Source organism: Candidatus Nomurabacteria bacterium (genome assembly GCA_023898645.1).
Taxonomy (GTDB): domain Bacteria; phylum Patescibacteriota; class Saccharimonadia; order Saccharimonadales; family Saccharimonadaceae; genus UBA2112.
Genome location: CP060232.1, coordinates 987,075 through 1,006,326 on the forward strand (window position 1 = coordinate 987,075; position 19,252 = coordinate 1,006,326).

Genomic DNA, 19,252 nt, shown 5'->3' on the forward strand with positions numbered 1-19,252 from the left:
TAATTCTCTTACACCGACTATACCACGATTATTGTTCAGATGCGAGTAAGGATGCGATGCTTTTTCTTGCCTCCTCCAGAGGAAGCCATAATATAAACTGATTACGTCGCATCCAGGTCAACTGCTTCTTTGCCAAACGTCCATCTTGAACTATAAATTTCTCCTTCACTTCTTCCAAATTCATACTTCCTTCAAGATACGCTCGACACAGCGGATAAATATTACCCGTCATCGACTCATGATCCCAACCAAACTTATTACCCAAATGTTCAGCTTCGCGTAAAACACCCTCTTCAAACATCACGTCAGCTCTTTGTTTGATTCTTTTTTTTAATTCTGCGATATCAGTCGATACACCTATAACAATTGAACCTTTCGTAGGCTTGCTTCTACGCTTATCGTTTAAACCTTTTTGTTCAATTGCCCGAATTAGATGCCGCTTATTCATATAGTTACGAGGTAACTCTATGCCGTCAGTATTACAACGTAACTGCAAATCCTCTACTGACAGCGCTTCAAGTTCCTGACGCACCTCCATGTCTGCAGGTTCGCCAAATTGATAGTCAAACAAAACCGCATCAACGTAAAGTCCGCTACCGCCAACAAGAAAAGGTATATTACCCCGATCTCGAATTTCCCGTATCTTATTTTCGGCATACTTTTTAAACTCCGCAGCTGTGTAACGTTGGTCGGGCTCCACAAGATCTAACCCCCAGTGCGGAATCTTTGCGCGCTCCTCGTCAGTCGGTTTTGCCGTACCGATATCCATACCTTTATATACCGTACGACTATCAGCGCAGATGACCTCTCCGTTAAATTGCTCAGCCAATTCAATGGCAAGTGAAGTTTTGCCGCTGGCAGTAGGCCCTACAATAACTACTAAAGGCTCAGTTTTCATCTAGCTCTCTCTGTTGAAGTCCATCGACTCATAAATTTCTTAGATACTCACCTAACATATCAATTGAAATCTTTTCTTCTCCAGATTGCGTACGAACGCTCACAACACGTGAATCTTTATCTTTTGGACCAACTATGAGCTGAACTGGAATTTTCCACGTAGTAGCCTCCCTGATTTTCTTACCAAGCGATTCATTACGATCATCCCTAGTAAAACGAAGCTCGTTGTATTTAAGCGGCTTCTCTAAGACCGTGTCCTGTAAAATATTCTCTATCTCTTTTACATAATCAAGCACCGTATCATTGATTGTCAATATACGGACCTGCTCGGGAGCCGTCCAGAAAGGAAACCATCCAGCCGTATGTTCAATAAACACGCTGAGAAATCGCTCAATCGACCCTAGTAGCGCACAATGAATCATGACGGGGCGTTCGGAGCCACCGTCACTGCCCGCATACTCTAAACCGAACCGTTCAGGTTGAACAAAATCTAACTGAACCGTAGCAACCTGGTGTTCACGTCCTATCGCGTCTGTTGCCATAAAGTCAATCTTAGGACCATAGAATGCCGCCTCTCCTTCTTGCTCAAAATAATCAAGTTCATTACGCAATACAGCAGCCTTCAACTGCTCCTGCGCTGATTTCCAAAGACTTTCATCGCCAAGATAGCCATCGCCATCATCACGATAGCTTAGGCGGACGCGAAGCTTCATTCCTAGTGTCGCATAAAGCTCATTTGCAGATTCGAGCAAGCCATTTATCTCATCCTCTATTTGATCATTTCGACAAAAAACATGACTATCATCCTGAGTAAGTGATCTAACTCGGTTCAGCCCACCCAGCTCACCAGTCTTTTCATCCCTATAGTCAGTAGTGGTCTCCAAGAAACGCACAGGCATGTCCTTGTAACTACGTGGCTTGCTTATATAGATTTGCGTATGATGAGGACAATTCATCGGCTTGAGTGCCATCTTGTCGCTTGTCTCCTGACTAGTAACCAAAAATAGCTCATCGCCAAATTTCGCCCAATGACCAGATGTTTCATAAAGGTCAGTCTTTGTAATATGTGGCGTCCAGACTTTCTCAAAACCCCTGTGCTGTCGCAATTGGTTTGAATACTGAGCCATCAAATCTCGCAAAATTGTACCTCTCGGTGTAAAAAGCGGTAAACCTACGCCTACAAGCGGGGAGATTGTATAGAGGTCAAGTTCCCTGCCCAATTTACGGTGATCGCGCAGCTTGGCTTGCTCTAATTGCTCTAAGTACCGATCAAGCTCCTCTTGAGTTGCAAATGAAACACCGTAAAGACGCTGCATTTGGGCATTTTTCTCATTGCCACGCCAATACGCACCAGCAACACGCATTAACTTAAACGCGCCAACTTCACTTGTGTTTATGGCATGCGGACCGCGACAAAGATCCATAAAGTCACCATTTGAATAAAACGACACCTCATCAACAGCCGCGTCACCCTCGGCGATTGTGCCCATTGCATCATTATCGAGATCCTTAGCAACCGTCGTGCCACTTCTTTTAAGGTCGTTCAGCAGCTCTTCCTTATATGTTTGCTTATTCTCTTTTGCCCACTGTATAGCATCGTCAATTGGCTTGGTCGAACGCACAAAATCCAGGTTTTGATTGATAACTTTACGCATCTCTTTCTCAATCTTGCCGAAATCTTGCTCACTTATCTTAGTATCCCCAAGATCAATATCGTAATAAAAACCGTTTTCTACCACTGGACCTACGCCAAATTTTGCATCCGGCCATATGTGCTGGACAGCCGTTGCGGTAATGTGGGCCAAGCTATGTCGCATTGCGTGAAGTTGTTCTTCATTCATATTGCATTCTCCTTTGCGTTTTATAAATAAAAACATGCGATGTCCAGATTCACGCTGTAAATCCATAAATCGCACGTCTCGGGTCACGATACATTATCGGGACGGTTCCACCGGACTTTTACTCGTAAGGAAACGTTACGCACGTCCCCATATCCCACGAAGCTCAGCGGGCGGTTACTCCACTTCATCGCTTATCGTAATGATACCACATTTCATATGATTGCAACACTTTACCATATCTGTTAATATAATGAGGCTTTACGGGCGATTAGCTCAGCTGGCTAGAGCGCCTCATTGACGTTGAGGAGGTCGGGGATTCGAATTCCTCATCGCCCACCAGAAAATATTCCAACAGATTACCGCAAGGTAATCTGTTTGTTTTCCACTAGGTCACAAAGTTTTCCACTAGGTTCTACGTACACTTTACACGTACCGTATATCAGCCATGATATACGGTACGTGTACTTGTTCCATTGACATTTCTAATTGCTTATGTTAACATTAGTACATGACAGAATCGTCACACAAAAAAGTTACCAACAAAAAACATATGTCCGACATCTCTGAACTAGAAAAGTTTACTCTTGGCTTTGAGTTAAATGTACCCTGGAGTGAAGCAAGTCAGACAGTTCAACACCGACCTACGAAAAGATAACTTTACAGTTATTTTGATTTCGATTTTACAGTAGCTTTTTCGGTTACATCGAATTTATCAAAATATCGACCTAACAAAAGGGCTGTTTGTGATGTAAAAGCCGAAGCTGAACTATATACAATAGCCGTAACAGGCATCAGGAACCACTGAAGAATCATCCAAACATTACGATGACGTTTGTATCTTAATGGGCGCGGTGGAAGCATCTTAAAGGCGAAAAACACTGTTATAAACAAGCCAACAAGAGCAATCTGTTGGATATGACTGATAACTTCTGGAAGTTGATGAGCGGCGATACTATGAGCAGCCTGACCGTTAACAAAAAGTGGCACCCACCCACCTATTGCAATCAGTATCGCGATGCTTGCAAGAGTAACGTGACCATCAATCAAACGAATAAGCCGAGCTAAACTTGGTCCAAGAGGCACTTCTCTACGATCAGTAAAAATTCTTGTTGCAACATATGCTATATCGGAAGCTCCGTATGCCCAACGACGAAGTTGTATAAACTGAGCCTTAAGTGTTCGTAGATAAGTTGAAGATAAAACAGCATCTTGATATATGGGTACAAATATAGATACAACGCCGTAATTACCTTTAAAATGAAAGTAACTCCTCCAATACTGATGGCCGTCTTCTACTATTGTTCGAGTGCTCCAAAAATTCATTTCAACAAGCGCATCCATTGGCTGAGAATGTGATGCAAAATTACGCAAAGTATGCGGTCTCATTGAGCTAATAATATTCCAAAATGAGTTTCCAGTAGCGACCACGCGCATCGGCGCTGGAGCATCCCAGATATTGTTAATGAAAAGGCATATTGGTTGATAGGAAAGGTTCTTGCGATCAAGATGAACGACATATTCATACGTAAGATAGTCAAAATAAGTAGGGTGTGTTCGATTGTCTGCGTCAAGAGTAGTAACAATTACATCACTATATTTAATTTTACGCTTATCTAGCCAGTCCTTTAGAAAGAATCCTGCATACGTTATATTGCCGCCCTTACCCCGAACTTCATTAGGCAAATCATTCGGATGTTCAACAAGTAGAAAATCCTTAAACTTACCCCGAAATTCCCTTTCAAGTGCATGAACTGTATCTTTAATCGCAGCGCCACCTCTCGCTTCATATGCGACGACGACAATCATATGTTTTTTATCATAAGTAGAGTCAACAAGCGACTGAATTGTTGGCTGCAAGATATCATAGGACTCATTGTATGTTGCAATTATAACAGCGTTATATATTTGAGACGGCTTCGGGTAGTTGTTCGGATGGGCGATAATTTCCTTTAGGTTCCCCGCATGATTATCGTGTGCAAAATCATTATCCGGTTTCAGTGCGTCATCGATATATTTCGATGGATTTTCTAATTGTTTTAGCCTATCATGCCAATCTACCTTCTGAGCCTTCTCAAGTTGATTACGCCCAGTCGTTGTATGATATGCAATACCGACAGCCTTTATAAGGGTGGTTATAATAATCGCCAACAAATAGGCGGCTGCAATTAACGGATTAAGCAAAGAAAGTGCAACGAGCAATATAATGGATCCGTAACTTAAAAACGCAGGCAACATTTCATAGAAACGATATGCTGGAGTTCGCTTGCCTATTGGAATCTCTAGATCAGGCATATCACGACAGCGAAGCAATTTTAAGAATTTGATAAAAAATTGTAGCCGCAACAAGAATAAGAATAATACTGAACCATATAAATGCCGCTGTAAAGTCACGCCCCTTTTTTTGAAGCAATTTATAACTGGTCATACTGTGCACAACCGCTAAAACAATTACGTAAGCAACAAAAGTTAGAAGATAATACCATTTATCACGATAAAAATTCGTAGGGCCAAAACCTGTGTAATGAACGACAACCTGAAGCTCGCTTGGGTGAATTTGGGAAAGTAAAAAGACGATGACACCAGCACATACTAGAAGAAATACGAACAGAAGGACGGCTATATACCGATCTTTAACGACTTCATTCACTGAACCTATGATTGTTTGCTTAATATTCATAATCTAATTGGTGCGGGTACAGAGAATTGAACTCTGCTCTTAACCTTGGGAAGGTTACATATTAGCCACTATACGATACCCGCGTTTATCGTTATGGAGCCGCTGTCCGGATTTGAACCGGAGACCTACGCTTTACGAAAGCGCCGCTCTACCAACTGAGCTACAGCGGCGAAACCGCGGTCCGTGCGTCTGATTATACCATTTGACGTAAAAGAAATAAACGAATCTACACCGTTGCGCCAGAGGCGAAAAGCTGGTATCATACTTGAAGCGCCAAGCTATGAGGGCTCGTAGTGAAGTTGGCCTATCACGCCTCCCTGTCACGGAGGAGATCGCCGGTTCGAATCCGGTCGGGCCCGCCAAAAATGTATCACCCAAACAGGGTGATTTTTGTTTACATAAAACAGGGGTGTTTTGATTGACCGCTATCCGTTAGCGTGATAGGATATAACAGTAGTAAAACAACTTCGCAAAAATAAAAAAAATGAGAAAAATATTCGGACACAAGTTTATAATCGGGCTAACGCTTATTACTGCTCTATTTTCACTTGTTCCCACCTCTGCTTACGCAGCTAGCAATTCCGTAGCCCTGACGCCCGCATCAGGAACCAACCAGCCTGGCACGAATTTCCCGGTCAGCATTGACGGTCATGTCGGGAGTTCATGGTTTGGAACCCACAGTGTCACCGGAACGATTACGTTTCCAGCGAATTTAATAAAAGTTGTCAGTATCAACACATCCGGATCAACATTCTTCGCATCGTCAAAAATTACATTCAGCAACACCAATGGTACGATAACGTTTAATCAAAGTAGCGGCCTCTTTTCTGCTGCTAATAACCAAGATGTTCACTTATTTATAGTAAACTTTCAATTTCTCGCCAATGGAACTGCGAATGTTAATTTCAGCAACGTAAAATACGACACAGGTACAGCCGCTACAAGTGGCGGTATCTACACCATTAGCACACCATCACCATCACCATCACCCTCACCTTCACCATCTCCGTCTCCAAGCCCAACGCCCACTCCTACGCCATCTACGAAACCAAGCCCGACCCCTACGCCCAATGCGAAATCGACCCCGAGTCCAGCGCCATCTACGAAACCAAGCCCGACCCCTACGCCCAATGCGAAATCGACCCCGAGTCCTACCCTTAAGGATAATGTAAAGCAAACACTATCATCCCCCACTCCAATAGCTAATAACCCTGTAAACCAGGATCTCGAGAGCACTCTCACACCCGTGTCGAGTAGTGAAGGAGGTCTTAAAATAAAAAACGTTAAGGTCACGGCTACTCGACAGCAAAACAGTATCACTTGGTCTCTAAGCAGTATCGACGCAAAACCCATATTTCTCTACGGGACATCAAAAGATTCTCAAAACAACACCGGAACAATCGTTCAACAAAATGACGGCAGCTATCTTGTCAACCTTACAAACCTTAAACCCGGAACGCTGTATTACTTCACTATCAATGCCGCATCTAAAGATAACTTACTCGGAGCAAACTATAGAGGCGCCCTAACTACCCGAGGCTACCCCGTTCAATTAACAATAAAACAAAATAACTTACTCATACCTGGCGCAAAAGTAAAAATTGGCGAAAGAGAGTTTGTAACAAATGAGTACGCAATCATATCAACAGAACTAAGCGATGGGGATTTCACGGCCATCATTACAGAACCCAATTCAACCGATAGTCATAGTGTTGAATTTACCGTAAAAAAACTTGTATACAACGGAGGCCAAAATCCAAGTCAACAGAAAATTGCACTTAATTTATCGACTCTTGGAAAATCAGCCGCGCCGAACACCTCGCTTTTGCCTATGGCCGTCGGAGGTGGCGTATCAGTAACTGGCATGACGGGCGGTATAGTCGGTCTCGCTATCTATCGAAAACGAAAAGCCAGTGAACAAGCAGGAAACCAAGTGGACAGCGACCTTCTTATTTCGAACTACGGTGAAAATGTAAGTCAACACCGTGATAATACCCCTGCTCCAAATTTAGCAATGATACCTGATATCAAATCACAATCTGGAATAACCCAAGTCAATCAGCCAAACTCCGAAAATCTACCCGCTGAACAAATAATTTATTCAGCTCCATCACCTAATGTCGACTCGGAGCCTAACTCCTTTAACTCAGAATCCCTGCCCCTACCCCCGTCGCCCAGTGTGACTACGGTCACGACCAATCAAAATGACTCTACCGGAGCTGTCATGAATAGTGACGTCTCTACGAATACCCGGTATGATTCTGAAGCCGAACAAATCTCTGAAGAAATAATAAAAGTGGAATCTTCCGAGCAGACAGTTGACGATTCACCGAGTGCTATTTACGATGCAGAGACAGGACAACTTGACATAATCCATCATCATAACTCCGAGAATTCAACCGAAAGTGAATCTCTCAACAGTTCCGGAACAGAAACATCACCTCCGAATGACTCAACAGAAACGACATTAAGTAATTCGTCTATAGACCAAGATGAATTAGACTTTCCCGATAACGATCATAGCCAGACCGAATTATCTTTAGATGAGAATGATTATTTGGATCATACTGCACCGTCCGTCATGTCTAAAGCAGCAAACCCCGCACCAGCATCAACATCAACATCAGCACCGACGACAACACAGCAACCCGTGATAACAGAACCTCATCAGGAGCTGATATGAGTAAGAAGATTCACCTAATCCGAACAACTCGTCGATATACAAAGGTGATCGTGGCAATTTTATACATCATAACAATCATTACGCCGTGTACGAATGTATTTGCAGCGACGAATATACTTTACGTTGCACCAAATCAATCACAAATGAACATAGGTGATCAACTTTGCGTGGACATCACTAGCTACGTCGGTACAATTAGTTCCGGTACAGATATCACAACCACTGGCACACTAACTTATAACTCAAACTTGCTGCAATTCGTACAGATATTAGCAAACGGCAAAAAATGCCCAGGCACCAACGGCAACGACAATGCCACTAGCTATTACCAGGGTCGATCAACAACCGTACATACGGGTTCAATCGATTTCAGCGCATCACAAAGTCAAGCGGATAGCGGAGTGCGGTACGTATTCGCCGCTAAATTCAAGGCAACCGCAGCTGGTAATGCCTCAATTGACTTCAGTAGTGGCAGTCTTAATGGCACTCAACCGACCCTTCAGGGTGGTACGTTCACGATTATCAACCCCACTCCTTCCAGTACGCCACAACCATCTAAAAAACCCTCATCCAGCCCCAAACCCGTCAGCTCGACACCCAAAACTACACAGCCTAGTACAACAACTCCTCCTAATGCGACAAGTCCCCAAACAACAACCAGTACGACAATACCTCAAACGACAGTCGACCCCACCGGACTTATTGACAGTGTCACGGCGACACCTTCATATACATCAAGCACGGTTACATGGCGAGTGGACGCTACAAATCCCACTTCAAGTATTAACTACGGAGTCTCATATGATCAATTAGATAAGAAAGCCAGTGTGAAAAAGGGAGCAGGCGGCACCTTTACCGCTACGCTATCCAACCTTTCACCGGGAATATATTATTATTTCACTATAACTGCAAATGGAAAGCACGTTTCAACCGGAAATTACAGTTCATCATTTGTCACATCTGGCTATCCGGTTGTTCTAACAATCACCGAAAACCATATACCTATACAAAGTGCGCAAGTAAAGATTGGTGAACAGAGCTTAACGGCAAATAGCAGCACCCTTACCGTTGGACTTGCCGCTGGCAGCTATAGTGGCACCATTACGACAGATACTGCCACGCTAAACATCAACTTAACCGTCAAAGAAGAACCGATTCCGACTGACGGCACTCCACCAAAATCGCAATCTCGATCATTCGATCTAACTAGCGCAGCCATTGATGGAGGACCTGGCTCTAATTTTGCAATTTTCGCATTCATTGGCGCCCTTGCTGGCGGCACCATACTTTTGGCATTTGGTTTTGTTGTCTTTATGAACTACCGCAAACGAAAGTTTGATTCAGAAACCTACTCCACTTCTCCCACGTCTACTGTCGTTATAGAAGACGGTTACAATTGGCATCAAAAAGCTGATTTACCCTTACCCGATGTAGAGCCAGTACCACCTATGCCAACCCTGGTGCCACCAAATATAGAAACACCCCGACACGCTAATTCGGTTTACTTAACAGAAGAAGAGCCACCCGATATGTTTGAACAAATACAGACACCTTCGCCAGAAACAATTAATCCGACTTCTCCGTCGACAAACGAGATGCCACAAAATCCCAATTCACCACATTCCACCACGCCTTAACATAATCATCTCTCTTATTTTTATAATCAAGATAATATGCGTGCTCCCACACATCCAATCCTAAAATCGGTTCAGGAAGACCATTGTTTATAGGGGTATTCTGATTAGGTGTTGTAGTTATTGTCATATCAGGCTGCAACCATACCCATCCACTTCCAAAAATACCTAATGATTTTGTAGTAAATTCATCAACAAATCTCTGAAAACTTCCGAACTTTTCTGCCAAATCTAACGCCAATTGGCCTGTTGGCTCGCCTCCGCCGTCAGGAGACATCCATTTCCAAAATAGTGAATGATTGTAATGACCACCACCATGATTTTGAATTGCGGTACGAGCTGACTCCGGTAGATTATCTAACCCACTCAGTAAATCTATCAATGTTCGATTCTTAAGCTCGGGGTGGCTATCTAGTGCGACGTTTAACTTATCGATGTAAGCTTGATGGTGTTTATTGTGGTGCAGCTCCATGATGTCGCTACTAATATATTTTCCGAGTGCATCGTAATCGTAGTCGAGAGCTGGTAAGCTGTACATATTTTAACTCCTATGGCTGTGTACTAAGTGATGATTTTACTTCAGGTAGATTTATATACTCCTCTACCTTGTGATCCTTCTTAATCTGATCTAACTGCTGCTGGAACATCGTCAACGGGATGCGCAACACTGCATAACTTATACGTTCGTTGTCGCGTTGCAATAATTTCACAACGTAATAGCCGTCTCCCGTGGTTGATCGAAAAATCTCTGAAATTTTCCCCACTTCAAGTTTTGACGCTTGTTCCGCCAAGCCTCCATCTTGATTATTAGAGGGAACGAGTGGAGTAACGCTTGATTGCACCTTGACACCACCTACGGGAGCAATCGCTGATGCTATCTTATCAAAATCAGACTCGCTTTTTAACTTTGCCTGCATCTCATCACGGAGCTTTGATGCAATAGTATCAACACGATAAGCCACTTTTTGGCGAAGCAGTTCATTTGCAGTAGCCTCACGAACCTCATCTGGAGTCCAGTCGTAATGGTCCAGTGCAATTGCAAAGTACGTATCCTCGGATATGGTACCGTTACTTGACTGACGTTGGTGCAAGATAGCCTCATTCACTTCTTTTGTTGAAACAGTTATATTCGTGGCTTTAGCCAATTTCTCTGCATAACTGTGAGCAATGGCACTATCAAGAGCCTGACGTTTCAACCAATTCAGTTGGGCTTTATTCTCTTTGCTATATAGATTAACGCCTTGCTTCGTCTCTAAATAATGCTCCTGTGACCTGAAGCTCTCTAAATAATCACTGTACGGAACATACTGACCATCCACGCTAGCCACTGGTAACGGCACCACCCTCGTTATTCTGTAGAAAAAAGTAGACGTATTTTGAACTAAGTATAATTGCCACCAAATCAAGACAACAACCAGGATAAGAGCAACTACGCTTATGACAATCGTGTTAATAACTAGACGATGTTTCGCGTATTGTACCGGGTATTTAAAACGACGACCACCAGCGAGAATCTTCTCTCGATGCTCGGCGACTGTTTCATTGGTAATCCGATTAGGTTTTTCGGCCTCTTCGGACTTATTTCGCTTAAATCGGCGTAGCTTTTTCATGCGATTCCTTGGTGCCCTCTGCTGCCGCAACGGCATCTTGAAGTTTGTTGTAGATCTCTTCGGGGTGTTCAACTTTATTTATAACCAAATCTCCAACATAGGTCTGAATTACTATAGTCCCAAACCCAAGTACCTCACCACCGAATCCAGGTATATTATAGCTTATGCTCTGTATTTTTGACAGGCCAAGCTCAACGACGTCTTTACCAAAAAACCCTTTTTGTGTCACCTGCCTCAGGCGCTGGTCGGTAACAATATAGACTGTATAGTACCACATGAGAAAATGATATAAAAATAACAACAATCCAACTCCTAAACCCGCTACGGGAAACCAATATATCGGAAGTATTGTAGGCCAAATAAATACAGGGATCGCTGATAATGCAAATGGAATCAACAGTAGCCAGAACCCTTTACGCATGGCGATTACATGACGTCGAAAAACGAAGAGTAGCTCTTCACCTACGCGCTGACCATCGAAATCAATAACTTTTTTTGCCATAGCACTATTCTAGCATGGTACCCCGGGCAGGAGTCGAACCTGCAACCTTATCCTTAGGACGGATCTACTCTATCCAGTTGAGCTACCGGGGCACGTCAGAATCAACGTTCAGCTTCTACGATGCCAATAAATAACAATCGCCTCGAAGCTCTAGTCGCTTCTTCCCTTCAAATTATCAAACAACTAAGGTTCGATTTGGCAATTTGGGTAACAACAAGGGTTACAAGAAAGATTATACTTTTTTTACTTCAGATTAGCCAATCGCTACCGTGTGAATTTCTCATTCAAGACGTTGTAGTCATACAACTCATCGTCACTGAACCAATGAGGTATCTCTTTCTTGGCATCATCAAGATCCCCAGACGCATGTATCAAATTCGGGATACCTTTGCCCTTCGCGTCTCCATATCCATAGCTCATATGCGAAAAATCACCACGAATCGTACCGGGCGCAGATGATTTCGGCTCAGTTGAACCCACAAGCTTTCGAACCAACGCAACCGCCTCTACACCCTCGAGCACCATGGCAATGACCGGACCCTCGTTCATCATGTCGAGGACATTATTAAACGTCGCTTCGCCTCGTCGAGTAATTACTTGTCCGATTTCTTCATAATGTTTGTAGTAGTGTTCCTTATCTGGAGCAATCATTTTAGTACCGATAATCTTCAAGCCGACACGTTCAAAACGAGTTAGAATCTCGCCTACAACACCACGCTGTACTGCATCGGGTTTAAATAATATTAGTGTTCGCTCTACATGTTCGCTCATTTGATCTCCTCATATTTTCAAACTAATTGTAACAAAAGTACGACTGTAAGCACAGCCGCAAGGGCCACACGATACCATCCAAATAATGACAAACCGTGATGCGAAAGATAATTAATAAGAAAGCTTACAGCCCAAAGACCTGAAACAAAAGCGACAGCATTGCTCAATATAAGAGTCGGCGCGTGCTCAATAAAATAATGCCTGCCATCAGAAGACACGATCAACTTGAGCATAAGTCCGAACATAATCGGCAGCGACGCCAAGAAGCTATATTCTGCGGCAGCAGCTGCACCAAGCCCCATCATACGGCCCGCTACTATCGTGGAACCAGACCTAGAAACGCCCGGAATTAATGCAGTTACCTGAATAAGCCCGATTACGAGCGCCCTACGCCAACTTAGTTTCTCACCGCTTTTAACACTGGACTTACTTGGAAGTTTATCTACCATCACCATAATGACTCCAACCACACCCAAAAAGACAGTCACCGTTACGAGGCTGCTGAAGAAGGGTGCGGTCTCAATAAAACCACTAAATGCTAATCCTACAGCTCCTGCAGGTATTGTGGTCAATATTATATTACGGCCCAGTTGATACTTCTTGCGCACCGTCACGTCAAGCGCAATATCAACAATACGATGCCTGAAATATACAACCAACGCGAGAAAAGTACCGAGATCAATCCACTCCAAGAAAAAATGGTCAGAGGCACCCGAGAAAAAAATTTGCGCGACTACCAGGTGGCCCGAACTACTTACAGGGATAAACTCCGTAAGCCCCTGGATTAGTCCCAGAATTATTGATTCGAATACATTCATAACGCTTATTATACGTTATTCTTATAGTATGTACGTCTCCGAACTTATCAATGACTACGTTGAACACCTTGAGGTGGAGGGCGGACGATCATTAAAGACGGCTGAAAGCTATAGGCTATATCTGGAGCGATTTGTAGAATTCACTGATGATATCGACGTGTCTAATATATCATCAGAACAAATAAGAAAATATCGATTATGGCTAAATCGTTACAAAAACAGTAACGGTGAAGAATTGGCCACTATTACACAAGGCTATCACTTGATTGCTCTACGTGGTTTTTTACATTACTTATCAACAAGAGACATTGATTCGTTGAGCCCAAATAAAATCACATTACCAAAAATTTCACGCAAACAAGTAACTTTTCTTTACAATGACGAAATAGCTCGACTCATTTCACAAATAGATACAGCTACGGAATCGGGACTTCGTGACCGTGCAATCATTGAACTACTCTTTTCAAGCGGACTTCGCGTTTCTGAGCTAGTGAACCTCGATCGTGATCATGTAAACACTAAAAGACGGGAATTTATGGTTCGCGGTAAAGGGCAAAAAGACAGACCGGTCTTTATCAGTCAATCCGCTTCTGCGCATATCGAGGAATATTTGGACGCACGGCATGATAGTTTACCACCTTTATTTATTAGCTACAGTCGAAACGCAGGAGCCGACACAAGCGGAAACTACAGGCGACTAACTGCCAGGAGTATCCAACGAATGCTTAGTGGCTACGCGCGTCTTGCCGGCATTACCAAGCACGTCAGCCCACACACTATGCGCCACAGTTACGCAACAGACCTACTTATGAACGGTGCCGACATACGCTCAGTCCAATCAATGCTTGGACACAGCAACATCAGTACGACACAAATATACACTCATGTCACAGATAAGCATCTGCGTGAAATCTATGAACAACATCATTCGGAAATAGATTAACTACTTGGCTTACATAAGTGGCTATTGGACTTATAATCACCTGTGGAATCTGTGATTTGGAATGCCTTACATAAACTTCCGGTGATATCGACTGTGGCCTCAACGTTCGGAATACTACTCTTCGTAAACTCAACACGACTTTGAACTCGTCTAAAATACGTATTTGCTCTACCCGTTGAATCTACTATAGGTTGAACACCCGAAAACCTCGGATGGCTAGGGTCTGTAGGATTACCACAGGACTCCAGGCACACACGAAATGTCGTATTCGTATTGTAGAACTCACTAACGTTTAAGTACGCATGCCGATCGGTACCGTCAGAAGAAGCATCCTTAGGTGTCGTAAGGGTTATTGTGGCGCTACAAGCATATTCACCCGCTGAAAAGTCCGTATTTTCACATCTTATAGGGCTTAGCACTCCTGATCGTATACTTGATAGTCTTTCGTCATCGGCAAAATTAGCTTTTTTCAACCCCACCTCACTAGGAACCAAGAAGAGTGTTGCATTGTTACTCTTGAAATTAAAGTCGTCCAAGCTAAAGGTTTTGCCGTATTGAAAAAGTTGCAGCCTCATAAGCGCTGGCGTATGCGGTGTCCAAGGATAAACAGACGTACCTGAATCTGTTGGAAGTTTTAGGTCCCTGCGTAAGTCGACCGTATTTCGATGGGCACTACCCAGTGAATCTGCTTGAAAATCTTTTTGAGAATACCATTGGATTTCGATATGTGTAAATTTCTGACCATCTTCCGCTTTAAGTGGAATAAGCCTAGAAGTGTTCTGCACTAATGATCCAACATAATCAAAGGTATTAAGCTGCACTTTTACGCATGTATACGCCTGATTGAGCTCCTTATCGCCCTCGCTTTGCTTTATGAGCACCTCTTTATCACTAGGAGATCCAACGACACCCGCCTGTTGTAATGTCGTACATTGCGTACTTTTACCGTCATTGCCGCCCATCAAATTAAGTAAGCTGTCGCATGTCGTACGATTCGCAATGGAATGAGATGAACATTGTTGGTTGTACATTACGACAAGACGCTTCGCGTCTTCTACTCCGGCATTAGCAGAATCAAGTGCGCTTTTTGACAAATCGTTTGCTGTCGCCTGCATTTGATTCTGAATCATAATTCGTATGAAAACTATAGTAATTGTAGTAATAAGAAGTGCTGAAAAAACAACTATGAATATCGAGACTGCCCCTCTTTGCTTATGATTATCCATGCTCATGTATTGCCCCCTTTATTTCCCGCAAGTGCCGTGAAGTCAAAATGGTTGATAGCACAAAAATCCTGCAGGGAGCTAGAATCACTTGGTGGCTTACAGGACGTATCGATTGTATCTATAGCGCCAGAGGACGATGCTGTACGGTCCACCGTAGACAAATCATCTGTACCGATTTCCATGACTACACGATATAGCGCTTCGTTGGTCGTCGGGTCTTTTGCAATTTCGGCGATATTGAAGCTCTGCAGTGCTATATGTCCACCCTTGTCCAGTAACTGCGTCGCATCGCTCTCATTGATTTTTGCATCCGGATTAGCACAATAACGCCCGCCATTATCGCGGACTCTGATAAACCGAATTTCTTTATTTACACCATTATCATAGACATTAACGTGGATATTATGAGAAAGTGAATCACTAAGATTCCATACGTAGCTATACGTACCGGTGCATAAACGTCCGCCATAAGCATCGTTTGCAGAAGCACCACACGCGCCAAGCTGTTTCTGTAAACATAAAGCGGTGCTAATTGAAAATGGCTGGCTTTGGCTGAGAGTCTGGCGAATGTCAGTACTAATTGCCCTGCCGGCTTGATCCACTTGCTGCATGGTCAAACCTCTATTGTATATAGTGATAATCTGTATAACCGTCAATGCTATCACGATTAACAAAACTGACACGAACGTCATAGCAAGCGTAAGCTCAATTATGGTGAATCCGGAACGATTATCAGCCTCGTGGTTCATATAACCTCACAATCGTTCCCAATGTAATTGGGGTAGTCTGGCCGGGCGTATGCCAACATGCCCTGATGTGAAAATCGTAAAAACCAGGCTTCTGCTTTCCACTGTCTGTGTACGTACTATTTGGCGATGAGACTGCCTGAATCCATAAGCCCTCGGCAGTCGTAGGTGCATTGTCGCTATTAACCCTGGCATAGGTGATGGCATCAGCTGTAGGCGACAGTAGCGGATTACTGTCCAGCTTCGTTAAATCAAGTGCAAAGTATGGCTGACCGTGTGGCAAAAGACAATTTGCACCATCCGTCATTTGATCAAATTGCTGAGCCTGCGCGCCACTAGTTAGGGCGTTATTGGTTACAATATCGTTCCAGAGTTTTGATGCTGGCCCGTTCTTACCGTAATCTGTTATATACGAACTGTTAAGAAATCGTAGAGCATCCGCTTGTCCATCTATCTGCTCACGCACAAGACCAATTTCTAGCGATCTTTGAGCAAGGGCCGTACCTTGATTCATGACAGACAAACCTCCGACTGATACCAAACTAAATACGGTAATAGCAAATAACACCTCAATGATCGTATCACCACGACTATACCCCGCCATGATGCACACAATCTGGATCTGCATCCATTACTGTTACACCACTCGCCCCTGCCACGCTAGGATCGATAGAAACTGACTGTACAGGTAAAAATACCGCGTCACCACGGACACAGTATTTCAGCAAATCCGTGTTCATACTAGAAATATCAATATTGCTTGTCAGAGGTCTTGGTGACCAAAATACTTTTATAAGCCCACTTACCGGTGAGCGCAGGATTAATACACTCGCTTGAGACACACTACTGTCTTTGGCATAAAGAGTCGTACCCCATCCAAGGCTATCCTTTTCTTCGTCAATTGTCGTTACTTTTGGCGCATACGATTTAAGCGCCGAAACATCGTCAGAGCTAAAGTCCAACGTATTATTATCTAACCCGACAACATTTGAAATTTTCACTGAAGTCCCGTTATCTTCAACTTGAACTGCTCTACCCAAAAGAACGCACTGTGACGTTCCAGAAGTCTGAGCTGTCGGAGCATTAGGGTCTATAACTCCATTACTAGCACACTCGCCGATCGTACGAGCATTTTGAGTATTTAAAACTTCTGAATATTGATTTTTTAAAAGCGAGCTATATTCAATAACTCCGTCACGATAGCGCTGCTGAGTTAGGTTACTGTTTACCCCTATCATGAGAGCTGCAAATAGCACTCCCGTGATACCCAAAAAAAGCATCACCTCAATAATTGTAAATCCACGCTCTACCATGCCCATTTGAGGTAAATTATAGCATAAGCTTTAAACAGTGCCCAGAGTAAATGTGAGGTACCAAGCAATGATATATGTTCCAAAAAGACCTGCTATAAACCACCCACCTATCAATAGTGGTCCAAATGGTATGTGTGTTCGGCGCTTTACACTTCCGCGTGCCATGAGGGGTAGGTAAATTATCGTACCTATTAGATTCGCCAAAAAGAGCGCTAGCGCAGAAAGCCTCCAGTCAGCTAACAATAATGCCAGCACAAGTCCCAGCTTGACGTCACCAAAACCAACCCATTTATATCGAGATAGGATGTAAATCAAATAATAAAGGCCCGAAAGGATAGCACAGCCATAAAAAATTCCTATAATTTCAGACCATGCAAACTGTCGATCTGCCAAAACGACAAGGACATTAATGATACCCAAGCCCAAAAGCGGAAAAACAACTGAATTCGGCAACAGGAACCATCGCATGTCGTATACGAACAAAATCGCAAGCCCAACACCAGCAATAAGCCAGATAATAAACTGTGTGATATCTGTAATAGAAACGAGCTGAGACGGCCAAAACAAATAAGAGACAACGAAAAAGGCCGCAACGCCTAATTCAATAGCTGGTTCAAACCACCCAATTGCCACGCGACAATATCGACACCTGCCCTGCAGGGATAGCCAACTAATGATTGGTATAAGGTCATACCATTTCAATTGATGACCACAGTGAAGACAAACAGACCGATCCTCAAGTGCAGACCTCTTCTTTATTTTAGTAACTTCTTGTAGTGCCTTTTTGCCGACTTTTTCGCCTTCCGATATATCTATTCGCAACTGTCTCGCTCTCAATCGCCAAACAGACGCGCCAGCAAAACTACCAAAAAAGAGACCAAGAAGACCCAAGATTAGACTTATACTTATTCCGCTCATGCATTATCATTCTAGCAAAGTAGAATATTTAAAGATAGGCATGCCAGTAATAATAAATAACGGCCATAAATTGACCGTTATTTATTAAACTTCGAAACAATTAATTGGTCTGGCAATACGCTCCGCCAGCTTCAAGACCTATAGATACTGCTATACTGCGGCCTGAGCCCCCTGTTACGTGTGGAGAGCCGTCGTCGTTACAAGATGCCGACTTACCAGCAACATAGTTGATATTAGCATCACCTGGAGTCGTAGAGGTGTCTCCAGCTTTAGGAACTTTGTCATTAATTGACATGTGAGTGTAGTCGCCTCCGCTCTGAGGATCTTGGAACTTATCATTACCTACAGTCAAGTATTGACTTATGAAACTATTCACAGATCCGGCAGTGGGTACATCTCCACGGTGATTTGATTGATAGCTACTGACCTGCGAAAGAAATCGACTTAAATCGTCTTTACGCTGCGCATCTCGCTGACTCCTCTGTAACGAAGGAAGCGCAATGAATACCATAAGAAATATTAGACCCGCAATCGCAAGTACCAACACAACTTCAATGATGGTAAAACCACTTTTTGCTGCCCGTTTTGATTGTTCTTGTTGTTTGTTCATGAATCCCACCTTTCTATGAACGTTTGGAAATATTTATCCGTTAATCTGTTAATTCCGTTCCGA

General features: G+C 43.3%; 19 protein-coding genes and 5 tRNA genes. 6 read left to right on the forward strand and 18 right to left on the reverse strand.

The window, feature by feature from the left end; genetic code table 11:
• Positions 1 to 28: 28 nt before the first annotated feature.
• Positions 29 to 898: a tRNA dimethylallyltransferase gene (locus tag H6797_05200; protein ID USN96435.1), complete on the reverse strand. Its 870-nt coding sequence runs from the start codon at positions 896 to 898 to the stop codon at positions 29 to 31.
• A 28-nt stretch (positions 899 to 926) separates the two neighbouring features.
• On the reverse strand, positions 927 to 2,738 hold the full coding sequence (gene thrS, locus H6797_05205; protein USN96436.1) for a threonine--tRNA ligase: 1,812 nt from the start codon (positions 2,736 to 2,738) through the stop codon (positions 927 to 929).
• A gap of 262 nt (positions 2,739 to 3,000) precedes the next feature.
• On the opposite strand from thrS, the gene H6797_05210 reads away from it, so the two are divergent.
• Together H6797_05210 and H6797_05215 are read left to right on the forward strand one after the other, a co-directional pair.
• Positions 3,001 to 3,077: transfer RNA gene (locus tag H6797_05210), tRNA-Val, on the forward strand.
• A gap of 169 nt (positions 3,078 to 3,246) precedes the next feature.
• Positions 3,247 to 3,393 (forward strand): hypothetical protein, encoded by a 147-nt coding sequence (locus H6797_05215; GenBank protein USN96437.1) that lies wholly within the window; start codon positions 3,247 to 3,249, stop codon positions 3,391 to 3,393.
• A gap of 8 nt (positions 3,394 to 3,401) precedes the next feature.
• On the opposite strand, the gene H6797_05220 is transcribed toward H6797_05215, so the two are convergent.
• From H6797_05220 to H6797_05235, 4 genes are all read right to left on the reverse strand, one after another.
• Positions 3,402 to 5,030, reverse strand: a complete 1,629-nt coding sequence (locus H6797_05220) for a glycosyltransferase family 2 protein (GenBank protein ID USN96438.1) — start codon at positions 5,028 to 5,030, stop codon at positions 3,402 to 3,404.
• A 1-nt stretch (position 5,031) separates the two neighbouring features.
• The gene (locus H6797_05225) at positions 5,032 to 5,415 is read right to left on the reverse strand and encodes a hypothetical protein (GenBank protein USN96439.1); all 384 of its coding nucleotides are present in this window, start codon (positions 5,413 to 5,415) and stop codon (positions 5,032 to 5,034) included.
• 8 nt (positions 5,416 to 5,423) lie between these two features.
• Positions 5,424 to 5,498: transfer RNA gene (locus H6797_05230), tRNA-Gly, on the reverse strand.
• A gap of 11 nt (positions 5,499 to 5,509) precedes the next feature.
• A tRNA-Thr gene (locus tag H6797_05235) sits at positions 5,510 to 5,585 on the reverse strand.
• Positions 5,586 to 5,699: 114 nt separating this feature from the next.
• Here H6797_05235 and H6797_05240 point away from each other — a divergent pair.
• The 3 genes from H6797_05240 to H6797_05250 all read left to right on the forward strand — a co-directional run bounded on the left by H6797_05240 (position 5,700) and on the right by H6797_05250 (position 9,735).
• Positions 5,700 to 5,777: transfer RNA gene (locus H6797_05240), tRNA-Asp, on the forward strand.
• 122 nt (positions 5,778 to 5,899) lie between these two features.
• Positions 5,900 to 8,098 carry a hypothetical protein gene (locus H6797_05245; GenBank protein ID USN96440.1) on the forward strand — a complete coding sequence of 733 codons (2,199 nt, stop codon included), beginning with the start codon at positions 5,900 to 5,902 and terminating at the stop codon, positions 8,096 to 8,098.
• On the forward strand, positions 8,095 to 9,735 hold the full coding sequence (locus tag H6797_05250) for a hypothetical protein (GenBank protein USN96441.1): 1,641 nt from the start codon (positions 8,095 to 8,097) through the stop codon (positions 9,733 to 9,735). Before H6797_05245 ends, H6797_05250 begins: the two co-directional genes overlap by 4 nt.
• Here H6797_05250 and H6797_05255 read toward each other — a convergent pair.
• From H6797_05255 to H6797_05280, 6 genes are all read right to left on the reverse strand, one after another.
• A complete protein-coding gene (locus tag H6797_05255) occupies positions 9,665 to 10,270 on the reverse strand; it encodes a superoxide dismutase (GenBank protein ID USN96442.1) in 606 nt (201 codons plus the stop codon). The genes H6797_05250 and H6797_05255 overlap by 71 nt on opposite strands.
• A gap of 10 nt (positions 10,271 to 10,280) precedes the next feature.
• On the reverse strand, positions 10,281 to 11,342 hold the full coding sequence (locus tag H6797_05260) for a SurA N-terminal domain-containing protein (GenBank protein ID USN96443.1): 1,062 nt from the start codon (positions 11,340 to 11,342) through the stop codon (positions 10,281 to 10,283).
• Entirely contained in the window at positions 11,320 to 11,844 is a 525-nt protein-coding gene (locus H6797_05265; protein ID USN96444.1) for a PH domain-containing protein, read from the reverse strand. Before H6797_05265 ends, H6797_05260 begins: the two co-directional genes overlap by 23 nt.
• Before the next feature lie 15 nt (positions 11,845 to 11,859).
• Positions 11,860 to 11,936, reverse strand: a tRNA-Arg gene (locus H6797_05270).
• 172 nt (positions 11,937 to 12,108) lie between these two features.
• Entirely contained in the window at positions 12,109 to 12,615 is a 507-nt protein-coding gene (locus H6797_05275; GenBank protein USN96445.1) for a nucleoside-diphosphate kinase, read from the reverse strand.
• A 17-nt stretch (positions 12,616 to 12,632) separates the two neighbouring features.
• Positions 12,633 to 13,433 (reverse strand): undecaprenyl-diphosphate phosphatase, encoded by an 801-nt coding sequence (locus H6797_05280; protein ID USN96446.1) that lies wholly within the window; start codon positions 13,431 to 13,433, stop codon positions 12,633 to 12,635.
• Between the two features lie 28 nt (positions 13,434 to 13,461).
• Here H6797_05280 and H6797_05285 point away from each other — a divergent pair, with 28 nt between their 5' ends.
• Positions 13,462 to 14,376: a tyrosine-type recombinase/integrase gene (locus H6797_05285; GenBank protein USN96447.1), complete on the forward strand. Its 915-nt coding sequence runs from the start codon at positions 13,462 to 13,464 to the stop codon at positions 14,374 to 14,376.
• Here H6797_05285 and H6797_05290 read toward each other — a convergent pair.
• The 6 genes from H6797_05290 to H6797_05315 all read right to left on the reverse strand — a co-directional run bounded on the left by H6797_05290 (position 14,373) and on the right by H6797_05315 (position 19,189).
• On the reverse strand, positions 14,373 to 15,506 hold the full coding sequence (locus H6797_05290) for a hypothetical protein (GenBank protein USN96448.1): 1,134 nt from the start codon (positions 15,504 to 15,506) through the stop codon (positions 14,373 to 14,375). The genes H6797_05285 and H6797_05290 overlap by 4 nt on opposite strands.
• Positions 15,507 to 15,604: 98 nt before the next feature.
• Complete coding sequence (locus tag H6797_05295) at positions 15,605 to 16,351, reverse strand: type II secretion system protein (protein ID USN96449.1); 747 nt, start codon at positions 16,349 to 16,351, stop codon at positions 15,605 to 15,607.
• Positions 16,335 to 16,952, reverse strand: a complete 618-nt coding sequence (locus H6797_05300; GenBank protein USN96450.1) for a hypothetical protein — start codon at positions 16,950 to 16,952, stop codon at positions 16,335 to 16,337. The genes H6797_05295 and H6797_05300 overlap by 17 nt, the downstream gene beginning before the upstream one ends.
• Complete coding sequence (locus tag H6797_05305; protein ID USN96451.1) at positions 16,939 to 17,667, reverse strand: type II secretion system protein; 729 nt, start codon at positions 17,665 to 17,667, stop codon at positions 16,939 to 16,941. Before H6797_05305 ends, H6797_05300 begins: the two co-directional genes overlap by 14 nt.
• 24 nt (positions 17,668 to 17,691) lie before the next feature.
• Positions 17,692 to 18,579, reverse strand: coding sequence for a prepilin peptidase (locus H6797_05310; protein ID USN96452.1), 888 nt, complete (start codon positions 18,577 to 18,579; stop codon positions 17,692 to 17,694).
• Between the two features lie 100 nt (positions 18,580 to 18,679).
• Entirely contained in the window at positions 18,680 to 19,189 is a 510-nt protein-coding gene (locus H6797_05315) for a type II secretion system protein (protein USN96453.1), read from the reverse strand.
• Positions 19,190 to 19,252 lie beyond the last annotated feature (63 nt).